The sequence below is a fragment of the Brevibacillus agri genome (genome assembly GCF_004117055.1).
GTDB classification, from domain to species: Bacteria; Bacillota; Bacilli; order Brevibacillales; family Brevibacillaceae; genus Brevibacillus; species Brevibacillus agri.
Genome location: NZ_CP026363.1, coordinates 4416612 through 4439348 on the forward strand (window position 1 = coordinate 4416612; position 22737 = coordinate 4439348).

General features: G+C 50.2%; 20 protein-coding genes and 7 pseudogenes. 9 read left to right on the forward strand and 18 right to left on the reverse strand.

The window, feature by feature from the left end; translation table 11 throughout:
- Nucleotides 1-176 precede the first annotated feature (176 nt).
- From BA6348_RS21645 to BA6348_RS21680, 9 genes and pseudogenes are all read right to left on the reverse strand, one after another.
- Nucleotides 177-1142, reverse strand: a complete 966-nt coding sequence (locus BA6348_RS21645) for an iron-hydroxamate ABC transporter substrate-binding protein (protein WP_005828290.1) — start codon at nucleotides 1140-1142, stop codon at nucleotides 177-179.
- 287 nt (nucleotides 1143-1429) lie between these two features.
- Nucleotides 1430-2359 (reverse strand): NAD(P)-dependent alcohol dehydrogenase, encoded by a 930-nt coding sequence (locus BA6348_RS21650; protein ID WP_122952607.1) that lies wholly within the window; start codon nucleotides 2357-2359, stop codon nucleotides 1430-1432.
- A gap of 215 nt (nucleotides 2360-2574) precedes the next feature.
- Nucleotides 2575-2922 (reverse strand): DUF4253 domain-containing protein, encoded by a 348-nt coding sequence (locus BA6348_RS27490; protein WP_237716595.1) that lies wholly within the window; start codon nucleotides 2920-2922, stop codon nucleotides 2575-2577.
- Nucleotides 2923-3387: 465 nt separating this feature from the next.
- The gene (tyrS, locus tag BA6348_RS21660) at nucleotides 3388-4647 is read right to left on the reverse strand and encodes a tyrosine--tRNA ligase (protein WP_005828299.1); all 1260 of its coding nucleotides are present in this window, start codon (nucleotides 4645-4647) and stop codon (nucleotides 3388-3390) included.
- A gap of 362 nt (nucleotides 4648-5009) precedes the next feature.
- Nucleotides 5010-5225: pseudogene (locus BA6348_RS26885) on the reverse strand (formylglycine-generating enzyme family protein); the annotation flags it as partial.
- On the reverse strand, nucleotides 5226-5594 hold the full coding sequence (locus BA6348_RS26890) for a DUF4180 domain-containing protein (RefSeq protein WP_141333645.1): 369 nt from the start codon (nucleotides 5592-5594) through the stop codon (nucleotides 5226-5228).
- Between the two features lie 3 nt (nucleotides 5595-5597).
- A complete protein-coding gene (locus BA6348_RS21670; RefSeq protein ID WP_081414730.1) occupies nucleotides 5598-6104 on the reverse strand; it encodes a TetR family transcriptional regulator C-terminal domain-containing protein in 507 nt (168 codons plus the stop codon).
- Nucleotides 6105-6315: 211 nt separating this feature from the next.
- The gene (locus BA6348_RS21675) at nucleotides 6316-7626 is read right to left on the reverse strand and encodes an NtaA/DmoA family FMN-dependent monooxygenase (protein ID WP_026557689.1); all 1311 of its coding nucleotides are present in this window, start codon (nucleotides 7624-7626) and stop codon (nucleotides 6316-6318) included.
- Nucleotides 7627-7801: 175 nt separating this feature from the next.
- Nucleotides 7802-8638, reverse strand: a complete 837-nt coding sequence (locus BA6348_RS21680; protein WP_122952608.1) for an AraC family transcriptional regulator — start codon at nucleotides 8636-8638, stop codon at nucleotides 7802-7804.
- Between the two features lie 312 nt (nucleotides 8639-8950).
- On the opposite strand from BA6348_RS21680, the gene BA6348_RS21685 reads away from it, so the two are divergent.
- The 4 genes from BA6348_RS21685 (at nucleotide 8951) to BA6348_RS21700 (ending at nucleotide 11140) form a co-directional block, all read left to right on the forward strand.
- Entirely contained in the window at nucleotides 8951-9481 is a 531-nt protein-coding gene (locus BA6348_RS21685) for an ECF transporter S component (protein ID WP_025844188.1), read from the forward strand.
- 236 nt (nucleotides 9482-9717) lie between these two features.
- Nucleotides 9718-10023 carry a hypothetical protein gene (locus BA6348_RS21690; protein ID WP_025844187.1) on the forward strand — a complete coding sequence of 102 codons (306 nt, stop codon included), beginning with the start codon at nucleotides 9718-9720 and terminating at the stop codon, nucleotides 10021-10023.
- Complete coding sequence (locus tag BA6348_RS21695; protein WP_242507399.1) at nucleotides 10010-10708, forward strand: Ig-like domain-containing protein; 699 nt, start codon at nucleotides 10010-10012, stop codon at nucleotides 10706-10708. Before BA6348_RS21690 ends, BA6348_RS21695 begins: the two co-directional genes overlap by 14 nt.
- A 15-nt stretch (nucleotides 10709-10723) precedes the next feature.
- Nucleotides 10724-11140, forward strand: a complete 417-nt coding sequence (locus tag BA6348_RS21700) for a hypothetical protein (RefSeq protein ID WP_122952610.1) — start codon at nucleotides 10724-10726, stop codon at nucleotides 11138-11140.
- A gap of 142 nt (nucleotides 11141-11282) precedes the next feature.
- On the opposite strand, the gene BA6348_RS21705 is transcribed toward BA6348_RS21700, so the two are convergent.
- Together BA6348_RS21705 and BA6348_RS21710 are read right to left on the reverse strand one after the other, a co-directional pair.
- A complete protein-coding gene (locus BA6348_RS21705; RefSeq protein WP_165329008.1) occupies nucleotides 11283-11918 on the reverse strand; it encodes an ABC transporter substrate-binding protein in 636 nt (211 codons plus the stop codon).
- 89 nt (nucleotides 11919-12007) lie between these two features.
- On the reverse strand, nucleotides 12008-12445 hold the full coding sequence (locus BA6348_RS21710) for a helix-turn-helix domain-containing protein (protein WP_311133331.1): 438 nt from the start codon (nucleotides 12443-12445) through the stop codon (nucleotides 12008-12010).
- Here BA6348_RS21710 and BA6348_RS21715 point away from each other — a divergent pair.
- Nucleotides 12404-12913 (forward strand): annotated as a pseudogene (locus BA6348_RS21715) (sensor histidine kinase); the annotation flags it as partial. The gene BA6348_RS21710 and the pseudogene BA6348_RS21715 overlap by 42 nt on opposite strands.
- 297 nt (nucleotides 12914-13210) lie before the next feature.
- On the opposite strand, the gene BA6348_RS21720 reads toward BA6348_RS21715, so the two are convergent.
- The 5 genes and pseudogenes from BA6348_RS21720 to BA6348_RS27495 form a co-directional block, all read right to left on the reverse strand.
- Nucleotides 13211-14026, reverse strand: coding sequence for an ABC transporter permease (locus BA6348_RS21720; RefSeq protein ID WP_026557687.1), 816 nt, complete (start codon nucleotides 14024-14026; stop codon nucleotides 13211-13213).
- On the reverse strand, nucleotides 14023-15033 hold the full coding sequence (locus BA6348_RS21725) for an ATP-binding cassette domain-containing protein (protein ID WP_122952613.1): 1011 nt from the start codon (nucleotides 15031-15033) through the stop codon (nucleotides 14023-14025). The genes BA6348_RS21720 and BA6348_RS21725 overlap by 4 nt, the downstream gene beginning before the upstream one ends.
- Before the next feature lie 305 nt (nucleotides 15034-15338).
- A complete protein-coding gene (gene tnpA / locus BA6348_RS21730; RefSeq protein WP_129552233.1) occupies nucleotides 15339-15809 on the reverse strand; it encodes an IS200/IS605 family transposase in 471 nt (156 codons plus the stop codon).
- A gap of 267 nt (nucleotides 15810-16076) precedes the next feature.
- Nucleotides 16077-16322, reverse strand: a complete 246-nt coding sequence (locus BA6348_RS21735) for a hypothetical protein (RefSeq protein ID WP_207212830.1) — start codon at nucleotides 16320-16322, stop codon at nucleotides 16077-16079.
- 36 nt (nucleotides 16323-16358) lie between these two features.
- A pseudogene (locus BA6348_RS27495) lies at nucleotides 16359-17157 on the reverse strand (IS3 family transposase).
- Nucleotides 17158-17326: 169 nt separating this feature from the next.
- Between BA6348_RS27495 and BA6348_RS21750 the strand changes: the two are divergent.
- Nucleotides 17327-18478 (forward strand): annotated as a pseudogene (locus BA6348_RS21750) (IS3 family transposase).
- 33 nt (nucleotides 18479-18511) lie between these two features.
- On the opposite strand, the pseudogene BA6348_RS21755 reads toward BA6348_RS21750, so the two are convergent.
- Nucleotides 18512-18754, reverse strand: a pseudogene (locus BA6348_RS21755) (transposase); the annotation flags it as partial.
- Nucleotides 18755-18963: 209 nt separating this feature from the next.
- Nucleotides 18964-19261 (reverse strand): annotated as a pseudogene (locus tag BA6348_RS28090) (terminase gpP N-terminus-related DNA-binding protein); the annotation flags it as partial.
- Between the two features lie 168 nt (nucleotides 19262-19429).
- Here BA6348_RS28090 and BA6348_RS27500 point away from each other — a divergent pair.
- From BA6348_RS27500 to dptG, 3 genes and pseudogenes are all read left to right on the forward strand, one after another.
- Nucleotides 19430-19554, forward strand: a pseudogene (locus tag BA6348_RS27500) (transposase); the annotation flags it as partial.
- A 228-nt stretch (nucleotides 19555-19782) separates the two neighbouring features.
- Nucleotides 19783-22047, forward strand: a complete 2265-nt coding sequence (dptF, locus tag BA6348_RS21770) for a DNA phosphorothioation-dependent restriction protein DptF (protein WP_122953527.1) — start codon at nucleotides 19783-19785, stop codon at nucleotides 22045-22047.
- Entirely contained in the window at nucleotides 22047-22718 is a 672-nt protein-coding gene (gene dptG / locus BA6348_RS21775) for a DNA phosphorothioation-dependent restriction protein DptG (protein ID WP_122953526.1), read from the forward strand. The genes dptF and dptG overlap by 1 nt, the downstream gene beginning before the upstream one ends.
- The last annotated feature ends 19 nt before the right edge of the window (nucleotides 22719-22737 follow it).

The following is a 22737-nucleotide window of genomic DNA, read 5'->3' on the forward strand; positions in this document are numbered from 1 at the left end:
TTTGCCCGTGAGCCCGTGGGGTTTTTACTGTCAACTTGGCGGAAAAACGGTTTACATACTTCCATCCCGCACAGGTCGCCAAACAAAAAGAAAAACGCTTGGGATTGAACGGTTCCCTAAGCGTTTTCGTATTTTTAGCGCGTCTCTCCTGGCCTGTCTGTATTTTTTATAAGCGGTTATTGCTTGCCCAAAAAACCTTCCTTAAAAATGTTCAGCAAGTACTCCAACGTAATCGGGTCACTGTAGGTAGATGCCTCCGTGTCGATGACGATCACGTGGTTGTTTTTCACGGCCGGGATCTTTTTCCACGTCTCAGAGTTCAGGAACGCATTTTCGCCGCCTTTGCGCTGGCTGAGTACGATGTAGTCTCCGGCATACTCCGGAATCACTTCCAGGGAAAGCATGTAGTAGCCCGGGCCGAGGGCGTCCTTCTTCACTCTTTCCGGCATGGCGAGGCCCATTGCCTGGTACAGAATCTCGGTTCCGCGAGCCCAGTTGTTTCCGAAGACATAAAAGTCTTTTGCGTCGTGCTCAAAGACGGACACGGTTTTGTCCTTGCCGATTTTCGCCTTGATTTCTTCGCCGGCCGCTTGCGCGCGCTTCGTGAAATCGTCAATCCACGCTTGCGCTTCCTGTTCCTTGTTCAGCAACTTGCCGATCTCGCGCTGCTGCGCCAAATAGTCCAGCTTGCCCCACGTATAGACGACCGTTGGCGCGATCTCCTTCAATTTATCCAAGTTTTTCATCCACGACCCGGCAATAATCAGGTCAGGCTGGAGGGCGAGAATTTTTTCCATCGTTTCATCGGATACCGTTTCGACATCTTTTACCTTATCCGCGAACAACGGGTTCTTTTTCGTCCATTCGTCGACCCCGACCAGTGTTCCGCCCAAAGCAAGAACGTTCGGCGCATTGGTCAAACCGACAATTCGCTTAGGACTCGCAGGAACCTCGATCGGTCCGTTCTCCGACTGGTACGTAATCGTCTCCGGCTTCGCTTCGGCTTCCGGTTTTGCTTCTGTTGTCGCTTCCTGCTTTGCTGCGTTGCCACCAGCAGCGTTCTCCGTTGGCACCGATGCATTGCCGCAGGCGCTCAGCAGCAGTACGAGCGACATCATGATAGAGGTGAGCCACTTTTTCATGTTGCATTCTCCTTTTTAACAGATGAAAACCAACAATTGATAATGATAATCATTTCCGAACCATTACATACTATAAACAGTTCTCTATTCCCTGTCAATATGGAGCAAGACTCGATCTGACAACTCGGCAAGCTTGATTTTGTCAGCGTTTGCAGATTGCGGCAGCAGCCAATCCGCGAGCGCTGCCCGTCTGTCTGACGAAGCATTGCATTGCATTGCTTTCCTTGCCTGCACGCGGCCATCGCGTCCGAATCATTTTCCCACAAAAAAACGGCCATTCAGCCGTTTTATCCGCCTTCCTGACCGTGCTCCACTGTACTGACGACGTTGCCTTTTTTATGCCCTTGTTCTACGTACCAATGGGCTTCCGGAACCTGTGCCAACGGATAGCGCCTGTCGATCACCGTTTGGAACTGCCCTGACGCCATCAGCTCCGCGAGAAATTGCAAGTCTTCCGCCCGCTCTTTTGCCACCCCTTGCCCATCTACGGTGATGAACTTGCCGTTTGGCGCGAGCGCCTGCTGGCAACGGGCTTTCGAGCTTTTTCCGACGGCGTCGAAAATGAGATCGTACTGCTTGCCTGTACGCGCGACATCTTCTTTTGTATAATCAATCGCTTCATCGGCCCCGAGCGACTTGACCAGCGCAAAATTGACGCCGCTGCACACCGCGGTCACGTTCGCCCCGAAGTATTTGGCAAGCTGCACGGCCGCCGTCCCTACCGCCCCGGACGCTCCGTAAACGAGGACGCGTTGCCCGCGCTGCAGCTTTCCTTTGCGAAAAAAATGCAGGGCTGTCGTCCCCCCAAAAGGCACAGCGGCGGCCTCTTCGAAGGCTACATTCCCGGGCATGTGCGCGATCACGGCGTCTTCTCGCAGACAGACGTACTCGGCATGTGCGCCAAAGCGCATCCCGCTCAGCGCGTACACCCGCTCCCCCGGCTTGAAGCGCTTGACCTGATCGCCGACCGCTTCCACTTCTCCGGCCAGCTCGACACCCAAAATCGGTTGTCGCGGCTTCGTCCAGCCCAAAAACAGGCGCATCGGCAACCAGTACAACAGCGGACTGCGAAAAGCCCGCCCCCTGCAATCTCCAGACGTAACTGTCGTCGCATGAATTTTGACCAGCACTTCCTTGTCTTTTGGAACAGGCTTCGCTACTTCCTGCAACACGATGGCATCCGGCGATCCGTATTTGGGGCAGACAATAGCTCTCATGGGCTTCCTCCTGTATTTTCATTTGCCGTGAGTCGGCGCAAAACAGCTACTCTCCTTCATCGAGCGACAGCCAGGCCGCAGGCTCGGAACTGCCCGCGAGCCACTCGCTGACAAGCGTTGTTTTCCCGTAGCCTGCGGAAACAGAAACAAGCATCAGCCCGCCGAAGCAGAAACAAACGTCAGCCTGCGGCGCAGCCCTTCGTCCAGCCGCGCAATCAGGCACAGACGATGGACTGTTTTGGCCGAGGCTTAGGGACGTGCAGTTTCGCAAGCAGGACCGTCTGTTCCTGATCCCACCAAAAATACCACACATCCTGTTTCAGCAAAGAATCGGCGTAATGGCCGAGTGTCGGCTGGTCCTCCAGGACGTACTGGCAAAAAATGAAGTGCTCTTTTGCCAGTTGCAGCGCTTCTTCTGCCGTTTGCGGCCGTCTGCTTGCCTGCAGTACCCACGTATCGCCTGTCACCGCGAGAATGTTTGCGCCGTACTGCTGCTGAAAATGCCGGAAGATCACGGACTGGTAAACAGGCAGCGGACATTCGTTGTAGCCGCCCATCGGCACCCACAAAGGCGCCTCGTATCCGCGCTCAGACTGTGCACGTCCGCAAGCTGCTGCTCTACGAAGGCAGGCAGCGATTCTGCTTGGTCACATGCCTCCTCCATCATTTCCAGCAAGTTGTAGCAGGGCAAAACGAGAATGCTGTGCTGTCCCGCTGGCAGCGCTACATCCTCCGCAGCCACACTTCGGTTTCGCACCCTTCCAAATATTGGACCAACTCTTCAATCACGATCGACACCTCTTTTTCTTTTGGCACGCCTGAAGCGCTTTGTCTGTTTCACCCTGATTTCCTTGGAAAAATAATCCACACACGTTTATCGTACACTATCTTTGCTTGAGAAAGTAGAACGATCCGCAAGAATCTTGGGCCACGCCAATCCTTTTGCCAAGCGCTGATCGCAACACGGCTGCAGCAAAAAAGCTTCCCTCGCAACTAGGAGGGAAGCTTCTTCGCCATACGATTATTTTTTACGACAGCTTTACGAGGCTGTAGTTTTTCTTGCCTTTACGGATAATGATGAAACGCCCGCCAATCGCCAGGTCAGCCGTTACTTCCAGATCCAGCTCGCTCACCCGCTCGCCGTTCATGGAAATCGCGCCTTTCGTAATGTCCTCGCGCGCCTGGCGCTTGGATGGCTCGATGCCCAGCTCGACGAGCCAGTCCACGATGTTTTTCGCTTCCTTCGTCGCCTCGTAGGTCGGCATTTCCTTGAAGCCTTGCTCGATCTCATCGGCGGTAAGCGATTTGATATCACCCGTGAACAGGGCGGCTGTGATGCGTTTGGCCTGCTCCAGCAACTCTTCGCCGTGCACGAATCGCGTCATTTCCTCTGCGAGCATTTTTTGCGCTTCGCGTTTATGCGGCTCCGTCTCGACTTTTACCGCCAGCTCGTCGATTTGCTCTTTGGAGAGGAACGTAAAGTATTTCAAGTATTTCACGACGTCGCGATCGTCGGTGTTCGCCCAGAACTGGTAAAATTCGAACGGCGTCGTTTTGTTCGGATCGAGCCAGACGGCACCGCCCGCTGTTTTCCCGAACTTCGTCCCGTCCGCTTTCAGCATGAGCGGGATTGTCAGGCCAAACGCTTTCGCCTCAGGCCCTTCTTTTTTGCGGATCAGATCGAGACCGCTCGTAATGTTGCCCCATTGGTCGGAGCCGCCGATTTGCAACTGGACGTCCTCGTGTCTGTACAGGTGCAGGAAGTCGAGCGACTGGAGGATTTGGTAGGAAAACTCGGTAAAGGAAATGCCGCTCTCCAGTCTGCTTGCCACGACATCCTTGGCGAGCATCGCGTTGATGCTGAAGTTTTTCCCGTAATCGCGCAAAAATTCGATCACGTTGATTTTATGCGTCCAGTCGTAGTTGTTAACCAGGCGAATCTGGTTGTCGCCTTCTGTGATGAACAGCTTTTTCATTTGTGCGGTGAGGGCATCCACATTCGCCTGCACCTGCTCCAGCGTTTGCAGCGAGCGCTCGGACTGGCGGCCGCTCGGATCGCCAATCGTCCCTGTCGCGCCCCCGATCAAAATAACCGGACGATGGCCCGCAAGCTGGAAACGTTTCAGCATGATAAAAGGAATCAGGTGCCCGATGTGCATGCTGTCTCCCGTCGGGTCCACGCCACAGTACAACGAGATCGATTTTTGCTCAGTCAATTCACGAAGCCCTTCGGCGTCTGTTTGTTGGTTAATGGCGCCGCGCCATTCGAGTTCATCAATAATGTTCACAGCCAATTCACTCCCTTAGGTTCGTAGATCTCCTATACCGAATCACCGTTGTGCGTGACAACAAAAAATCGCCCCTTGTCTATTGTAGACACAGGGACGATTGTATAACCGTGTTACCACCCAGATTGCACCAATGGTCACCCCATCTTCCGGATGCCATTCATGCCACTCTCGGCGAGATATCGTTCGCCATTCCGCTCAGCATTACCCGAGATACTCCAGAGTTGTAATTCGCGGGCTTAGTGTGTACCGGGTTCCATCCACCCCCGGCTTTCTAGGACAGGGACCAAGCTGCTACTGGGCTCTTTCAACGTATGTCGCATATAAGATTACAGACAGTATAGTGAATTGGAAGGGCGGTGTCAACTGGTTAACGACCTCGCCACCCGAAACCCGAAATCATCAATGCGAAACGTCGGATGACTGCGGCGGCGGCACGTCGCTCCGCAGCCCCGGGCTTCCTCCGCCCAGCTCCCGCCGCGAAAAATCCGGTAGGAGCCGTACACGTCGGCATCGTACACATCCGAGCACCATTCCCACACATTGCCCAGCATGTCGTAAAGCCCCCAGGCATTCGGCTATTTGGCTCTGCTCAACTTTTCTATCGCTTCCTGCTCCGTCGGCACAAAAAAGAAATCGCTGCCGTTGTTCGACTCGTAGATGAAGTCCCGCAAGCTTTTGCTGGTGTACGCCGAAAAATCGCCGACGATCGCCATTTTCATCCTGTAGTTGCTAAACTTTTGCAAAATCTCGCCTGCCAGCCGCGTTTTCAGATCGAAAAAGCTTTCCGCAAACATGGACTTGCGCAAAATGATGCGGTCGCAATCGACTTCATAGCGCACAGTCGCCATCAGGTCGAGCGCAGCTTGAACATCGGCAACCACCACTTCCTCGCTTGTGACGACAGCTAGATCGACTCCGTTAACGGTCTGCTTTGCAATTTTCATCGTCTATCCTCCTGTGGGAGCATTCGCTTTTTGTGAGTGAAAAAGCCTTTGCACATACTGCTCGCCAATGTACCGATTGTCTTCGCCCCGGGGCGGCGCAATGCCTGCCACCCGGAAAAAGCTCAGTCCCACGACCATCGCCATCAGTCCGTAGGCTGCGCTTTGAGCGTCTTCCTCCATCGTCTGCCCTGTCTTGCTTCCATAGGCAAAAATTTTGGCAATGCCCTGGAGGTCGGCCTGATAGCTTTTCGCTGCGACCTCTTGCAGCTTTGGATCGAGCGCTGCCCTGGAAAAAAACTGCACGAACAGCCTGCCCTGATCGCTGTACGGAATATGCATCGGCCCTGTTCCAGCCACCTGCGAAACGTTGATTTTTTGTTCCCCGTCTTCCTGACAGGGCGGCAAGTAGCGCTCGGCACCCCGCACAAGGCAAACAGCCGGGCAAGAAAATCCGAAACCATCGTCAAGCAGCCGTAGCCGGTATCCCCGCAGTAGCCCACTTCGCTGCATTGCGTTGCCTCGCCATGCGCCACACTCGAGCCTGCCCGCATTGTCCGGGTGTTACCTGCACCGATTTTTTGGCCCACAAAAAAACAGCATGACAACCGCAAACCATGCCTCTTTCCCTCGTTTGCCGCGAAAAACAAAACCAGCCGTTGCCACGCGAAGGAGCATGCTCGCATGACAACGGCCCCGCCAGGTTCATCCCCGGCACCGCACGCTATGAGTGGATTCCCAAATGTTCGCGCAAAGTGGTTCCGGTATATTCGCGCTTGAACAAGCCTTTTTCCACCAGCTTCGGCATCAACTGTTCAAAAAAGATTTCCATCGACTTGTGCGAACCGCCAGGCAAGGCGATAAACCCGTCGATCGCTCCCGCTTCGTAGCGCGCGATAATATCGGCCAGCACGTCGTCGACGGTCCCGACGGACACCCAATGAGCCGATCCGACCACTTCCGGGCGCACCAGCACCTCTTCCAATGTCGGCTCGTACTTCGTAATATAGCGGCGCAGCAGCTCCGCATGTGTCCGGCTGCGCACGGGCATGTCCGGATCAGGCAGCATGTCAGCCGTGATCCGCTGATCCAGCGCCAGATGGCTTGCGTCCATCCCAAGCACGGACTTGAGCGAAGTCAGTCTGCGCTCTGTGCTCAAATTGGCGTGTGCGGCCTTATGCAGCTCCTGCGCTTCCTCGCGCGTCTCGGCCAGGAAGAAATACAAGCCGGGCAAAACCTTCACCGCATCGGGATTGCGCCCGTGCTCCTCTGCCCGTCTGCGCAAGTCGTTGCGCAGCTCTACCCCTGATTCGATATCCGGCATGGCCGCAAAAATGGCATCGGCCAATGACGAGGCAAAATCCCGCCCGATGTCCGACGCTCCCGCCTGAAAGAACGGAATCGAGCCGGACGGATGGGCAGGGAGGATAAGCGGTCCTTTGACGCTGAAAAACTCACCCGAATGGTTAATCGGCGTAATCTTGTCCCTGTCCGTAAAAATGCCGGACTCCTTGTCCATGACGATCGCATCGCGCGGGAAGCTGTCCCACAGCTTGCGGACGACTTCCGTAAACTCGCGCGCTTTCCGGTATCGTTCTTCCGGCGAAGGCATCGGAGCATCCCCGAAGTTTTCCGCCCCTTCGATGGACGTGACAATATTCCAGCCAGCGCGTCCATTGCTCAGCCAGTGCAGCGACTGAAGCTGTCTCGCCACCACAAACGGCGGGTTAAACGTCGTCGAGATCGTCGTAACCAGCCCGATCCGCTCGGTTTCGCGGGCGATGACGGCGAACATCATCGTCGGGTCCGGGCTGCCGAAGTTCGCGGAATCCCCCATCATCTGCGGGTTGATGAACAAGTAATCTGCCCGGAACAAAAAGTCGAGCTTGGCCCGCTCCGCCATTTTGGCCAAGTCAATATAGTAGTCAATCGTGCCCATCTTCTCCACGCCACTGTCTGGACGCCGCCAGCCGTCGCCTTTCATCCAGGTCGCATTGATCGCCAATCCTATACACAATTGTCTATTTTCAGTCATGCGTACCAACCTTTCCCTGCTTTAAAAGCCGTTTTGCGAGTCGAAAACGTTCCGAGCAGAGACATGCGCAAATCGGCCTCTAAAACTAGCAATGATAATCATTATCGACAATTAGTGTAGCAAGGACCAGGCGAAAAGCAAATGCACAAATCATAAAAGCGGCATGCATCATTTCCTAATCCGACGCTGCCTGTTTTGTTGCCATGTCTTTATAGGCGGTAGGCGACATGCCGAATTTCTTTTTAAACACGCGGCTGAAGTAGAACGGATTGGCATATCCGACGCTGACGGCAATGTCGCTGATCGGGTAGTCCCCTGCTTTCAGCAATTCGCTCGCTCTCTCCATCCGATAATGGATCACATAGTCGATGGGGCGGAGCCCCGTATATTTATGGAAAAAGTAGGAAAAGCGCTTCGGGCTCATGGCATGCAGCTCGGCCAGCTCGTCGAGTGTCAGCGGGTTCATGTAATGCCCATGAATGTAGGCAACCGCTTCGTCGATCACCCTCTGGCTCGGTGAGCTGCCTCTCTCGCGATGCTTGCAGCTCACCAGCACCTGATACATGATGCTTAAAAAAAGCTCTTTCAGGCGCAGCTTCCCGATGCCCCCCTGTGCCTGCGCATTCTGTTGCAGCATGATAAGCAGCTCCAGCAAACGCGGATTCACTCCGGGCTCAAGCATGAAATGGACGTTGCATGCCTCCGCGTCGCTTTTGCCCCCTGACTCGTCCCAGCGGTAAAATACCCGGTAGTACTCCAGCTCGGACTCGCCTATGACGCGCGAGTTCATCATCATGCCGGGAGCCGCATGCAAGACCGTTCCCGGCTGCAAATCGTAAGCGGTACCATTTACATGCATGTTCGCTTCGCCGCGAACGGTAAACAGAAACCCGTAGGCCACGGTCTTGAAATCACGCAACACACTTTTCGGCTGGATGACTAGGCGCTGCACACTCGCGATCTCGTAGGAGCTTTTGGCGAATCGTTCTGCTAGTTTGTCCGCATCGATCATGAAAATTGTACCTGCTTTCTATCCATCTCGTTTCCCCTTGGGCCGCTCTCCTTCGTGCGAAGCGACCGACCGTTTCCCGCACACGCCGCCAGGCTATCCGCAGGATGCACCGTTACGCCACAAGGCCGTTTTCATGCTTTATTTTATCATAACAACCTCGGACAAAAATCGCTCTGTTGCAAGCTTCGCCAGGACGCCGCAAGCAACTTCCGTGCCCGCTGATAACTCTGCCCAAATAAATCGCGGGAAGCATATTTATTTCGTCTCTGTTTGCGGGTATGATAATAGAAAAAAAAAGAAAGAGGCTGTTATATGGATTCAACCTATTCATCCAGATCTACATCCAAAACGAAAATGCTCGTGATTCATGCTCTTTTTATCGCTTTTACCCTTGCAGCCACCATGTTCATCAACATCCGCCTCCCGATCATGGGCAACGGCGGCCTGATCCACCTCGGTAACGTGCCTCTTTTCATTGCCGCTTTCGTGTACGGCAGAAAAACAGGGGCGATTGCAGGTGCCTTCGGGATGGGCCTGTTCGACCTGATCTCCGGCTGGACCGCCTGGGCACCGTTTACGTTTGTCATCGTCGGTGCCATGGGCTATGTCGCCGGCCTGATCGCGGAAAAAATGCCTGGCAAACGCGTCCTCGCCTACTCTGTAGCGATCGCTGTCGCCCTGCTTATTAAAATCGTCGGCTACTACTTCGTGGAAGTGATCCTGTACGGCAACTGGATTCAGCCGTTTGGCTCGATTCCGGGGAACTTCCTCCAGGTTATCGTGGCCGGAATCATCGTGCTGCCGCTGGTAGGACGCCTGAAAAAAATTGTCGGACAAGGCTAACGCGCAGCTTGCAAAGGAAACGTTGCACGCGACGCCCTCAGGCGAGCCGTAACGAGTAGAAAACTTGGCTACGCCAAGCCATTGGCGCAGCCTTAGTTGCGCTTATACCGGATAAGAATCTTATCCATTTTTCTCTGTATAAAAAATCGCTCAGGAGATGCTGACTCCTGGGCGATTTTGTTTTGCTCTCTTTTCCGTATTTTCGCATGCTACAATAAAAAAACGGAACGAAAGCGATGAGAAAAATGAACGAAACGCGTGATTCCCTGTTGCTGTCCAAGCTGCAAATTCCGTTGCCGCTGTCAGCCACTGTGCCTCGTCCCGGCTTGATTGGCTGGCTGAACGAAGGCTTGTCCCGAAAAGCAACGCTGGTTACAGCACCAGCCGGATACGGCAAGACGACGCTTGTCAGCGATTGGGTCCGGCAGTTGACGATTCCCGCAGGCTGGGTAACGGGCTTGAAGCTGCTCTCCCTGTCCGGCGCATGCAACCAATCAAGCGGTGTCGTGGAGCTCCAGCGCCCCCGACGTGGCAACGGTTGATGAGGACGGCACGGTTACACCGAAGTCTCCGGGCACAGCCGTCATTACCGTGACGACAGCAGACGGCAACAAGACCGCTTCGGCCGCTGTCATCGTCAAAAAGAAAAAAGCGGCTTTCCAACTGGAAACGTCCGTCAAGAAAATTCTCTTGCGCCCGAACGGCTCTGCCAGCTTCCGCGTTTTTGCCGTGGATTCGGAGGGCAAGCGCAAATCCGTCACGCTCTCCCCCGATACCGCCTACAGCAGCCACTCCCCGCTCCTCCATGTAAAACGGGGCAGCGTGAAGGCTGGCAAGGACGCAGGCGAAGCTACCTTCACCGTCCACCATTTGGGCGAGGAACGCGACATCCAGGTCGTGATTACAAAAGCAAGACTGACTAGCCTCAAGGCGTCGGCAAAAGAGCTGGTCTTGAAGCCGGGTGAGACGATGCAGCTTGAGCTGATCGCCACATGGTCAGATGAAACAGAGCGGGATGTCGGAAAACAGGCGGTATGGACGTCGAGAAACAAGTCGGTTGTGGAGGTAACTGACACAGGGGAACTAACGGCAATCCAAGCGGGCGCGAGCACGATTCGGGCAGACTACGGCGATAGAGTCGTGCTCGTGCGCGTAACTGTGCGGCCAGATGAGGATGCGCTGGAGAAGCAGACGACGCAATTCGCAAATCGTTTATTCCTGACATAGCCAGGTGATCTTTCCATGAACCAGGGTGGCCTTCATTCGCGCCAAAATCCCATCCATCTCGAAAAGCTTTACAAAGACATTGACGAACAATCCTCCAAGTTTTTTCAACATTACCACCAACACTATTTGGATACAAACGCATTTCCCGAGGACGCATGCTCCCATCCTCCCGATGTCGATCTGTCCACAGCTACTATTTTGCTGGGAGAACTCAAATGGGACTGGACGGAGATCGAATTGTTGTCCCGCTTGAGTCTGTTAGGCGCTGAAGTCGGGATCAACCGCCCTATCCCCATTTTGGATTTCTTGACACTGCTTGAGGGGAAATCTATCGTCTGGTCCACATATTGCGAGAGCTATATCGCAAACTTTGCCTCGCTGATTCGCTGCTTACAACGATTTATCCCTGCTGAAGACGAACCAGGCTCATAATTTTCAAACCAGCCCTCTGTTCGCACTAGACCAGAAAGGCGGCACTGTCGACCATGCCGCCTTCTTCGTCATTCGTCCGATCCGAAAAGCGTGGAATTGCTCTCGCCCGCAAAACGAGCCTGCGATCCTAGCCATACCAATCTCACAAGCTGGCACCAGCCACGGCTTGCTGCCATCCCCCGCGCCCGTAATAATCGCCAAAGGCGCCGAGCGATTTCATGTCTCCCCCTAAAATCGTTACCTTCTTGTCACCCACGATTTCTTGCACAGCCGGCTTGTATTTGGCAATTTTGCCCTCCCAGTTTGCAATCCACGCCTCTGCTTCCTTTTCCTTTCCAAACACTTTGCCAAACGCCCGAAGCTGCTCGCGCAAATCCTTTTCGCCGTATTTGATCGCGATGGTCGGCGCGATTTTTTTGATGTTCTCGATGTTTTTCGCGTTGTCGAGCATGACAATGACATCGGGTTTCAGCTCCAACAGCTTTTCCAGCGAGTTGCTGTCGTCGCCGTAGCCCCCGATATTTTCAACCCCGTCCACTTTTCCCGCATAAAACGGATGGTTCAAGGCAAACTCCGACAGTCCTACCGGCTTGATTCCCAAAGCAAGAAAATAGCCTACGTAGCTGTCTGCCAGCACAATGACCCGTTTCGGGTTTTTCGGAATCTCCACTTCTCCGCTTGTCGTCTGGACGTAATCGTCTCTGCTTTTGCTACTGTATTTGCGTCGCCCTGCGGCTGGACTGCTGTCCCCTGATTCGTGCTCGTCGTACCGGAGCAAGCACTCAGCAGCAGCATGATGCACAACAAGGCCGTCGCCGCCAGTGACGCTCGTGAACTTCTGCTCATCGGAAAATCCCCTTTTTTTGCTTATTGATAATAATTATCACTATCAATACACCGATTCAGCATCCGTTCCACAATAGAATATGTAGGGACATTTACAGGACTATCTGCAACTTCACTCCTCTGCGCGCCTCTTCTCCGATATTCGGCTGGCGACACCCCCAGCTTTTTCTTGAACAGCCGACTGAAATAGTACACATCCTTGTACCCGACACTGGCGGAGATTTCCCGCAGCGAAGCAACGGTTTCTGTCAAAAGGCTCGCCGCTTTTTCCAGGCGGATGCGGATCAAGTAGTCAATCGGGCTGTAGCCTGTACTCTGCTTGAACGTCGCTGACAAATGGTAGGCGCTGTAGCTGAACATTTCAGCCAAAGACTCCAGCGTGATCGCCTCTGCGTAATTTTCCTGAATGAACTGCATGATCTGGATGAAATGCGGCACTTGCTGGAACAGTTCAGCCATTTTTTGCGGAGCAAATTCAAGTTTCAAAATATGGACGATCTTGTTTCGATTGAAGATGAGCTGAGTCTGGTCCGCTCCTATCTCTACATTGAACAAGTCCGCTTTACGGACAGGCTGCAAGTCATGTGGGAGATCGCTGACTGCCACGGAGTAAAGGTGCCTTTTCTCACCATCCAGCCTTTGGTGGAAAATGCGATCAGACACGGGATCATGAAGCGCACGCGTGGCGGAACGATTTTCATCCGGATTGCCGTCCATGAAACGCACGCAGAAATCACCGTAGAAGACGACGGAATCGGCATGGACGACAAGCAATTGCAACGAATATTGGAACGAACAGCAGAAGGCAAGTCGGGAGTCGGGCTGATAAATACCGATCGGCGGTTAATCCGGCACTTCGGGACTGGACTGGAGATTGAAAGTAGGCCGGACAAAGGGACAAAAGTTACTTTTCGTGTGCGTAAATAGGTTTGCACACAGCGGGAGGCTTTCTTCTGTTCCATAAAAACGCCCGGCTCGAACCCCCATTAGAAAACTTGACTGCGCCAAGCCATTGGCGCAGTCTTAGTTGCCCTTATACTGGATAAGAAGCTTATCCATTCTTATCTGTACAAAAAACAAAAACGCTTAGTGACCCAAGCGTTTTTCCAACTTTTTCGGATGGAGTAGTGCTGGAGCGCAAGCTGACCACGATTGGGCCAGCCTAGCTCCCTCCCCTGAGGGGTGATGCCCTGCTCCAGCTACTTTTTCAACACCAGTGAAAATTTATGTGCGGCGCATATAGGCACGGACCGTCAGCGGCGCGAAGATGGCGACAATGACGGCAGCGCTCACGAGCGAAAGCACGAACTCTGTGCCAATCGTGCCGCTATTGGCCAGCTCGCGGACGGCGCTGACCAAATGCGAGATCGGGTTGATGTTGACGAACCACTGGAGCCAATTCGGCATCGTATCAACCGGAACAAATGCGTTGGAGAGAAAGGTGAGCGGAAACAGCACGATCATCGAAATCCCCTGCACGCTTGATGCTGTACGCGCAATGACGCCAAAGAAGGCAAAAATCCAACTGACCGCCCACGAGCAGGCGATGACAAGCAGCCCCGCAATCGCGACGAATCCCACGCCGCCGCCAGGCTGGTAGCCCATGAGATACCCCATGACAAACGTGAGCACTGTCGCAATCGTATAACGCACGGTGTCGGCTAGCAACGCTCCGGCCAACGGCGCGATGCGCGCAATCGGCAATGACTTGAATCGGTCGAACACGCCTTTGTCCATGTCCTCGCGAAGCTGGACCCCCGTGACGATTGAAGTGGCAATGACGGTCTGCACCAAAATACCGGGAATAATGATCGGCAAGTAGTTCTGGACGTTTCCTGAAATCGCACCGCCAAAAATATACGTAAACATCAGCGTAAAAAGAATAGGCTGCAGCGTCACGTCAAACAGTTGCTCCGGCGTGCGCCGAATTTTCAACAGCCCGCGATAGGCCATCGTCAGCGAGTGGCGCAACGATTGACCAAAACTTGCCCGTTTTCTTAACGGACGCTCCATGTCCTTCCCCCAGGATGCGCTAGTCATACTCTGGCTCCCTCCATTCTGTTCGACTGCACGGAAGCTTGCGGCGCGTTTTCGCTCGCCCCGTTCCCCGTGATCGTCAAAAATACTTCGTCCAAGGTCGGCTTCTGCACGCTAATCTCGGCAAGCGGAATGCCGCGCGTCCGCAGCGCAATAAGCAAATCCGTCACTTGATCGGCGTCCGCTATTGGCGCCGTAACCTTGCCCGCTTCTGCCGTTACGCTGGAACGAACTTTGAGCACCTGCTCCACCATTTCCCGGGCATCTGCAATATCCCGCACATGCTGGACGCGCAGGTGCAGCGCCGAAGTCCCGACCGATGCTTTCAGCTCATCCACCGTCCCTTCTGCCACGACCCGCCCGCGGTCAATCACCGCGATCCGGTCGGCGAGCTGGTCTGCTTCATCCAAATATTGCGTAGTGAGCAACACGGTCGATCCTGTATCAACCAGCCGCCGAATCGTATCCCACATCTGCGACCGCGTGCGCGGGTCAAGCCCTGTCGTCGGTTCGTCGAGAAAAATGAGCGGAGGCTGGGCAATCAAACTCGCAGCCAAATCCAGCCTGCGGCGCATCCCGCCAGAAAAATGCTTCAGCGGACGCTTCGCCGCTTCCGTCAGCCCAAACTCCTCCAGCAGCTCCGCAGCCTTGCGCCGTGCCTCGGCACGCCCCAGCCCAAGCAGCCGGGAGAAAATAATAAGGTTCTCCGTGGCGCTAAGCGACTCATCCACCGAGGCGTACTGCCCCGTCACGCCAATCAACTGCCGGACGATATGCGATTCTTTTGCCACATCATACCCAAAAATTCGCGCCTCCCCGGCATCCGGCCTAAGCAAAGTCGCCAACATGCGAATCGTCGTCGTCTTGCCCGCCCCATTCGGCCCAAGCACGCCGTAAATCGACCCGGCGCGCACCTTCAAATCCACGCCATCTACAGCGCGATTGTCCCCGAACGTTTTGACAAGCCCCCGCGCTTCGACTGCCCATTCCGTGTTGTGCTGATCGTTCATTTTGGCATCTCCTTCTCCTCTTGTTTATGTGTTGTGATAGGTACACAATAACGTGCGGATTTAAACTGAATGTAAATTGGTCGGTAAGTTTATATTGTAGGAGGTTAAAGGGGCTTGTTACACCTGCATGGGGAGGAGGTCGGGGTCGGGGTCGGGATGGATATTTCCGGAAATAGTCATAACCACCGGCTTAGCCGGTGGCTTCCATTAGCCCTATAAGGGCATGTTACAAGCAAGCGCCTTAAAGGCGCACTGAAAGTCTGCCAACCGCGTGTTGCCTCGGGCTGCCCCTAAAAAGGGGCTTTTTATCTGCCCTTTTTGACCGACTCACCCGTAAACGGGTCGACCAGCTCTTTCATCGTTAATTGCTCGTAATTTTTGTCCTCCACTAACTGATTGCGAATGTACTCTTCAATTGCCTTTCTGTTTCTCCCCACTGTATCCACATAGTACCCTCTACACCAGAATTGTCGGTTCCCATATCGGTATTTCATGTTCGCAAACTTATCAAAAATCATCAGGGAGCTTTTCCCTTTTAAGTCGCCCATGAACTCGGATACGCTTAATTTCGGTGGGATGCTCACCAGCATATGAATATGATCCACGCAGGCTTCTGCTTCGATAATCTCCACCCCTTTTCGTTCGCATAACTCCCGCAATATCTTTCCAATTTCTCTTCTTAATTTTCCGTATATCACTTGTCTGCGATATTTCGGCGCAAATACAATATGGTATTTGCAGTTCCATTTGGTATGTGCTAGACTGCTTTTGTCCATCCTTTGTCCTCCTGTGATTCGTGTGAGCGGTTGGCAGACCGGCTCTCATCTTATCACCGAGTTCAAAGGATGGCTACTCATAGCTATAAGCTTTCCTGAACCCCCAGTCGAACTGGGGGTTTTCGTTATACAAAAAAACGGCTTACGGGCCGTTTTGGTTGGCTGCTTATGGTGGAGGGGGCATTGTGGGGCGGAGTGACTACTCCTTTCTTAACGGGCAAGCTGTAGGTTAATTCCAAGCTTCTTTCCCTTGTGCGGCATGTTTCATTAGATGAAAGCTCGGAAAAGCGTATCTATTTGTTCCTTGCTGGCAAACGACTCATCCAGCGATAAAAAAGCTAGTAGCCCGATAGCTTTTTTCGCTTCCGCTGCCGCAAACATTTTGTGATGACCATCCAATAAAAAATGGCTATAAATCCATACCTCTTCCTTTTTGTCATGTAACGGGCGTTTTATATCCAGGAAAGAAATGCCCAAGGCTGTTGGTGTTTCGTTTGAATCGATTCTTTTCATGTAGTCAATTATCTATATTGGACTGTCAACACCAAACTAGACGGATTTCTTAAGTGCCTTCTGTTTGTAAACGAGTGGACTCAGATACCCCAATGTCGAGTGAATTCTTGTTTCGTTAAACCACTTGACGTATTTTTCTAATTCTAGCTTCAACTGTGTCAACGACTCAAACTGCCGATTCTTTACGAACTCTGCTTTGATTAGCTTAAAGGTAGCTTCAGCAACTGCATTGTCATAGGGACAGCCTTTCATGCTCAGGGAACGTTTGATTTCGAACGTGTGGATGACTTCATCAATCGTCTGATTTTTAAATTCACTACCACGATCCGTATGAAAGAGCTGGATCTGACGCAAGTCTCCCTTTACGCTTGCAAAAGCCTGGTAGACGAGAGCAGCATCTTTGTATTTTCCACAGCTATAGCCAATGATCTCGCCGGTTAAACAAGTCTACGAGCAAGCAAATATAGTGCCATTTGTTTGTCACTCGAACATAAGTCAAGTCACTCACAACGGCCTCCAACGGTTCGTTTTTCGTAAACTCCCGATTCAATTCATTCTGTATAGGTGAATCATTACAGGATGACTTATGCGGTTTATACTGAGCAACCGTATACACCGATACAAGACCGTTTTTCTTCATCAAACGTCCAATGCGCCGTCTGGAAACAGTCCTTCCTTCTTTTTGCAGGGTTGCCTTGATCTTTCTTGCTCCATAAACGCGCTGATTCTCTTTAAAAATACGGATGATCGCCTGTTCCACCTCATCATCGCTAGATGACTGCTGGTTACTTTCGTAGTAGTAGGTACTCCGATTCACCTGGAGGATGGTACACATGGCAGACACAGAGTACTTATGTGCATTTTGCCGGATCACTGTTATTTTCGTCCGAAGATCAGCGCTGCTTGCTTTAAAATATCGTTCTCCATTTTGATGCTAGACTTTACATTGGACACGGAGAATCGAGAGTGCGACAATAAAAGCGTTCATAATCGAGGTGTCCAACATGACGAAAAAGTACGACAGGGAATTCAAACTTCAAACCGTACGACTCATCCAAGAAGAAGGGAAATCGGTGGCGCAGGTAGCCCGGGAAATGGGGCTTCATGAAAATACCATCTATCGGTGGGTCGCTGAATTCAAGCAAGACGGCAATCAAGCCTTTCCAGGCAGTGGACAACTGAAGCCGGAAGACAAAGCCCTACGCGACCTTCAAAAGCGAATTCGTGATCTGGAAGAGGAGAACGAAATCTTAAAAAAGGCGATGCACTACTTCGCAAAAGACCGGCGCTGATCTACCCTTTCATCCACGATCACCGCTCCAAGCTCCGAGTCGCGAAGATGTGCGAGGTGTTTCAAGTTTCTCGAAGCGGTTATTACGATTGGACCCGGCGTAAGAAGAACGATCGGGCGAAGCGTCGAGAAAAGCTGGAGCAACAAATCCGGCGGGTCTTCCTGGATTCGAGACGTTTGTACGGCAGTAAGAAGGTCTTGGAAGCACTGAAATAAGGAAGGGGTTCAGGTTTCCGAGAAAACCGTCGCTCGTACGATGAAAAGGCTCGGGCTGAAATCCCGTACGGTGAAGAAATACAAGGCGACAACGAATTCGAAGCACCATTTGCCTGTGGCCGAAAACGTGCTAAACCAAACGTTCACCGCAAACGCGCCGGGGAAGGCCTGGATGACGGATATCACTTATATCCCGACAGACGAAGGCTGGTTGTATTTAGCCAGTGTGATGGACTTGTATACGCGTAAGATCGTAGGCTTTCACATGGGGGAGCGGATGACAAAAGAACTCGTGATCGCCGCGCTAGATCAAGCCTACAACCGCCAGCGACCAGCTCCGGGGCTGTTACACCACTCTGATCGCGGCAGCCAGTATGCCTCGACTGAGTACCAGAAGCGTCTGGAGAAATACCAGATGATCGGAAGCATGAGCCGCAAAGGAAACTGTTACGATAACGCCTGCATCGAGTCTTTCCACAGCGTACTGAAGAAAGAACTCGTTTATCTAGAAAAATTCAAAACGAGAGAACAAGCGAAAAGAGCGATATTTGAGTATATCACTTGCTTTTATAATGGAAAACGCATCCATTCATCCATTGGGTACTTCACGCCCAATCAATACGAACATATGTACCGATGTGTGGTGTAATTCTCTCGATTTTATGTGTCCAATCTATTGACAGTGGTTCATTTTCAATCGTTGAATTTCCTTACGTAGCGCAAGGAGTTCATTCTGTTCCTCTGTCCGGTTGTCCTTTTCTTTGAAAGAACCTGTTGTTCTACTCTGTTTGACCCAACGGTCAAACGCAGATGCACTCAGATCATATTCTCTCAAAATATCTGCCCGCGGTTTCCCATTCTCGTAAAGTTGAACCATCTGCTGCTTGAACTCGTCTGTAAATGACCGACGCTCACGTTTCTGCATGACATTCTCTCCGTTCCTTGTCGATTTGATTTCAATCTACTAGACCTTAAGAGAATTGTCCAATTCAGTGTAGCCGATCCACCCAACATAGGCTGTACCAAAATCAACCTGTGCCTCGCCGCCGGGGTGTTCGAGTCGTTCATAGCTTTCGGCACGTTCCAGCTTGAGTTCTTTTCGGCGTTTGGCTACATATTCTTCAACAGTGCGTCGTCCGCCCTCAAACCTGTATTCATCACGCAGACGATCAAAGATTCGCTTCGCGGTATAACGCTGTTTGCGGGGCAACGCCTGCTCCTCCGTTAACCAAGTATCAATGATGTCAAGATACGGACCGAGAACGGGATATCGTCTCTTGCGCCGACAAACGGGTTCATTCCAATCGTCCTTTGTGGCGTATTTCTTGGCTGTCCTCCAATTGACTCCCATGGCTCTCGCAATCTCCGAGATTGAATAATCCTCATTCTCGTACAAAAATTTGATATACTGTTGCTGTGGCACTTTCAACATTCCTCTCACATCTCCCTGGTTCTTCTGGACAAAGACCAAGGTAGACTTAATAGAGTGATGTTGGCAAGTGCCTATTTATTTTTCCGCCTTGTAAAACGCAGGCTAGCTCTGCATTTTTACGCTGCGATTTTCTGTACTTTTATTATGCGATATACACGTATTCGAGCGCATCACAGTAAGGCGGTCAAAGCTTGGTTAGAATCCAAATGCTGAGTGGATTGAAGTTTCTTATCTGCCTTCTTACTCGCCAGAAATGAATCCAGACGAATACCTTAATGGTGACTTGAAACGACATGTTCATTCAGGAACACCTGCAAGGGATAAAAAAGTTCTTGAATCAAAAGACTGCAGTTACTTGATGAAGATTCGCCGCAAAAAATCACACATCACAGGGTACTTTAGAAATCGACATGTCTAACGCTGCATATTTTTAGATATTTAGACACTGGATTAATAAGGTCCAAATGAATGCAAATTATGATAAAATCAGGAATAATAGTACGAAAGTCGGAGATGATAAAATGCCTGACCAATATTTTTTAAGCTTTATTGAGCATATCAGTGATGTGGCAGCGCATACTGCAAAGAAAATGGAAGAGCTGATCTATGAAGACCCGAGTAGTGCAATCATAAAAGCAAGGCTTTTTGCAGAAGAGATCGTAAATGAGGTTTTCAAACAAGAAAACTTAGATGTACCATATGCTTCCACCTTTTATGACAAAATTTCCTTTCTGTCAAAGGAGGGTTTTATTAGACGGGAGATTCAATCGGCGTTTGATACCATACGAATCACTGGTAATAAAGCAGCTCACAATGGAGCCTTCAATGATATAACAGAAACATTTAAACTGCATAAAACGATGTACAACATCGCTGTTTGGTTTTATGAAGTTTACTCGAAGGAACAACTACGTATTCCTTTGTACGAACACCCGAAACCCGCTAAAAGTGCCCTCATTGACATCGATGAAATTAAAAAACAGATCATGAATGATTTAGTAAATAGAGAAGAGTTAGCAAAAGGGAAATCGAATGAAGGTCAAGCTGTTACAAACAACCTATTAGAGCTTCCACAGGACCTCGCTCCTGGCGAAAGTTATTTAGCAAGACAGCTCAGGAGACTGCAAGATTCTTCGAAAGAAGCGATCGAAAATGCGAATACATTTAGTGATTTTAAAAAGTATTTGCACGTAGAAAGAAAAATTCAGCTGGATTTTGAGTGGATATTACAAAAAAACAAAGGGCTTTCAAAACCGAATTTAATCTTACTCTGCGGAAGTGTAGGGGACGGAAAATCGCATTTACTTGCATATTTAAAAGAGCACAAACCTGAATTGTTAGAGGGTTATCAAATTTTTAATGATGCAACGGAGAGTTTTTCTCCAAGTAAAAATGCAATGGAGACATTGGCAGAAGTCCTCCATGACTTCTCAGATCAGGGAATCGGACAAACCCCCAAAAAAGTCATTCTCGCGATTAACATGGGTGTCTTACATAATTTCATTACAACCGAGCATCAGAATGTCACTTTTGAAGCGTTTCGTAAGTTTATTGATGACAGCGAGCTCTTTAGCCAAAACGTAACTATCTCATTTAGTTCCGAGTATTTTGATCTCATCAGTTTTGGGGACTACCATGAATACGAACTTACGAATGAAGGGGCTACGTCCCAATTTTACTTATCCCTATTGAAAAAAATTTTTGGGAAAACGGAAGATAATCCGTTCTATCTTTCCTACACAAAGGATCTTGCACGCAACAACCGTACCATGGCGCACGATAATTACGAATTTATGCAAGCGGAGTTTGTACAAGAACAAATCGTCAATCTGATCATCCAAGCCATTGTCAAGGCGAAAAATGTAATTTCCACAAGAGCGTTCCTGAATTTTATCGCAGATATTGTAATGCCCGATCAGAATAGTAAAAGTGCTGAACTTACAGACATGGAACGGATCCAATGTTCGGTGCCTAGTCTCCTTTTTACAAAGAAGGAACGGTCTCCGATTCTAAAATCGATATTCGATTTGGATCCCATTCACATTCGGTCCCAATACATCGACAATATTATTATTTATTTAAACACGACGAATGAAGGATTTAGAAACATTGATGAATATGTATCCTCTCCAAAAGGAAAAGAATGGATCGCGCCATTTCTTCAAGAGGATAGATTATCTGATTATACGGTTACCCAATTATCGATGAGCATCATTCGGCTCGCATTTTTAACAAATCCCGTCTTCGCTAGCTATCTAGAAGATGATTCCTATACGACATTTATGAAACATTTGTATGGCTTCAATACAGGAAACAAAAGTTCCATTCGAGAGGTCTATGACAATGTAAAGGAAGCTGTTTTTAAATGGAGAGGCAGCCCAAAACGTGACTATGTTTACCTCAATAAACCAAATGAGACGTACCGATTGGCCCAAAAGCTAAATATAAGGCCTGTTATCGATCACCTGAAACCAATCCAGAAGGATATTCTCCAATCATTTAAATCAACGCTTCTGGTCTGCTATACCAAGGGTGATGGGGAGAGCAAAGCCTATTTAGATATTGACTATCCATTGTATCAACTATTGGAACGGGTGCGACAAGGGTACTGTCCAAATAAAAAGGACGAAGAAGATGCGACCAAGTTTGTTGAATTTATTGACAAAATGATGCATTTTGGTGACAAAAACAATGAATTGTTGATCCATTTCCCGTCCGATGCTCGTTTTTATCACTTACGACGAGATGATTTTGCTTCTTTTGTTTTTGAAAGGGAGAATTCATAATGCGTACAATTTTGCAGATCGACAAACTAATCACTACCTTAGGCAAGGGAAAACATGATACAGGAGAAGTAATAGCAATTTTGCCATTTTCATCGAAATCCGCAAAAGAAGTTCGAGACCATTTTTTTGAAGTATTGGGCGAGTTAGTTAGGAATATTTGTGAACTCGAGTTAAAACGGAAGAAAAGAAAGCCCGAGGATGAACTTTCTTACACTTCGAATCCGGTTATCGAACAAATACTCCGAGAAATTGAATATTCAGCGGATGATGAATATGATTTAGAGAGATTTTTAAATCAACATTTGTTCGGGCAGGATAATCGTATCAAAATAACGCATCCATATTTGTATAATTTAATTCCCGTTCCGGAGAAGGATGTTTTTAAGAAGTTTGGTCACTTTATTCACAATGTCTTAATTCAAGAAAATGAAGAGATTATAGCTTTGTTTAAAGCTAAAGAAACAAACGATATCTTAACGGAACTCATTCTGAATAAATTAGAGCTACCCAAAAGAGAAGGGATTCAAAAAAAGGAATATCAACCGTTGTTAGATGGGTTCACGAAACTGTACCAAGAAGACCTTTTGTATATAAGTAAACATAAAGAGTATTTCATATCGAATTTTCCGTTACTCACCCATTTTTATATTTTTATAGCTCTTCACCATTAAACGTGCTTGATCTTCCTCT